Genomic DNA, 1,514 nt, shown 5'->3' with positions numbered 1-1,514 from the left:
CGTAATCCTGTTCCATGCCCATGACCGGGCATGGAACAGGATTACGATGCGGCGGGCTTCGTCAGGCTGAACGGGGTTGTTCTGTGGCGTTCAGGAACGGGGCTTGACCATGAAGGGGATCGCGATCCCGTCGCCGCTCTGTCTTCCGGCAATCTGCCATATCGCTCTCAAGTAAAACAGTGCGCATGTTTGCATGGCAATATGTATCAATTCATGTCCTGTTGATAAATTACTTGCCGATCCTATGCATATAACAGACACTTGGAATAGCTGGCGTCAGTCCGGAACAGTAGAGGATGTCATATGTTTCGATTTGCGATTACTGCCATGTGTCTTTTGTCTCCCGGTATCGTGAATACGCAATCATCCTGTATGAGCACATGCGATCAGGCCTGGTTCGCCGCGCGAAACCAGTGCGTCAATGATATCCGATACAAGACGTCCGCCGAATATAATGCATGTCTTACCGATGCCGATCGCGCCCGTAGCAATTGCGAGAATCGTTGCCGATACACGAATTGATCCTACTGGGGATGGCCCATGAGCAACCGGGCGTTGTTACTTGTCATATTCCTGGCATCGTCTGCCGTCAACGCGCAGGCCAAAGCACCAGGCTTTGAAAGTTGGCGAAAGGGGGCGTGAGCTATGACCAATATCGCGCGGATGCCATAGGATGCGCGAAAAAGGGATATTTCCGCGACATAACGAACGATGCCCCGGCAAAGCGCTTCATCCGCAGCTTTGAATTGGCGGACAGGGCGCTGAACGATCCCGGAAGTGCCGGTGGCTCATGGATCGATCATGTTCAGATTACGCGACCGGACCGGCAGAAACGCGATTTGCAGGCGCTGCATGTATCGGACGTGGAGAAGTGCCTCCTGGACAGCGGATTGAAGAAATTTTCACTGAAAAAAGCGAGATGGAAATTTTGAAGAAATATCCGGCAGGCTCCCAGGCGCGTCACCGCTATCTGTACGACCTGTCCGTCAAATCGACGGAGAGATAGACGACATGGCAGGTCCGCCCCGTCAAAACAGCTTCCGCACCCCCACCCGGATCGAGCGGCCGATGGGGTCGAGATAGGCGGGCTGGAAGCGGTTGGGGGTCTGGCCGTTGCGGTCGGTGACGTTGATCCGGTCGTTCAGCAGATTCTCGACCGTGACGTTGACGTTCAGCCCCTTGGCCCAGGGTTTCTTGACCACCTTCTCCATGCGCACGAAGCTGTAGAGGACCAGCCAGGTCCGGCCCGAAAAGCGCAGGTCGGAGGCGGCGATGTCGCTGCGGATGCGGGTCGGCCCCTGCAGGCGACCGTAAACCCCCAGGTTGAACACGCCGTAGGAAAAATTGCCGTTCATATCGACGTCCCAGCGCGGACGCCCACCGGTGCCGTTCAGTGTCGCGCCGTCGAGCAGATCGAGGACCGGGCCGGTCCCGCGCAGGGTCAGCCGGTCCTCCAGCCGGTAATTGGTCGTCGCCGACAGCCAGATGGAGGGGCGCGGCCTGGGTGGAGGGGG

The 1,514-nt window shown here is 57.4% G+C and carries 1 protein-coding gene and 1 pseudogene; one reads left to right on the top strand and one right to left on the bottom strand.

Features of this window, described 5'->3' with window-relative positions; all coding sequences use genetic code 11:
• Window positions 1-638 precede the first annotated feature (638 nt).
• Window positions 639-932 (top strand): hypothetical protein, encoded by a 294-nt coding sequence (locus NS355_RS16760; protein ID WP_058746723.1) that lies wholly within the window; start codon window positions 639-641, stop codon window positions 930-932.
• A 96-nt stretch (window positions 933-1,028) separates the two neighbouring features.
• On the opposite strand, the pseudogene NS355_RS16755 reads toward NS355_RS16760, so the two are convergent.
• Window positions 1,029-1,514 (bottom strand): annotated as a pseudogene (locus tag NS355_RS16755) (TonB-dependent receptor); the annotation flags it as partial.

Source organism: Sphingomonas yabuuchiae (genome assembly GCF_001477495.1).
Lineage (GTDB): Bacteria > Pseudomonadota > Alphaproteobacteria > Sphingomonadales > Sphingomonadaceae > Sphingomonas > Sphingomonas yabuuchiae_A.
The sequence above is the reverse complement of the archived record's forward strand: the minus strand, read 5'-3'. Positions and strand labels throughout refer to the sequence as shown.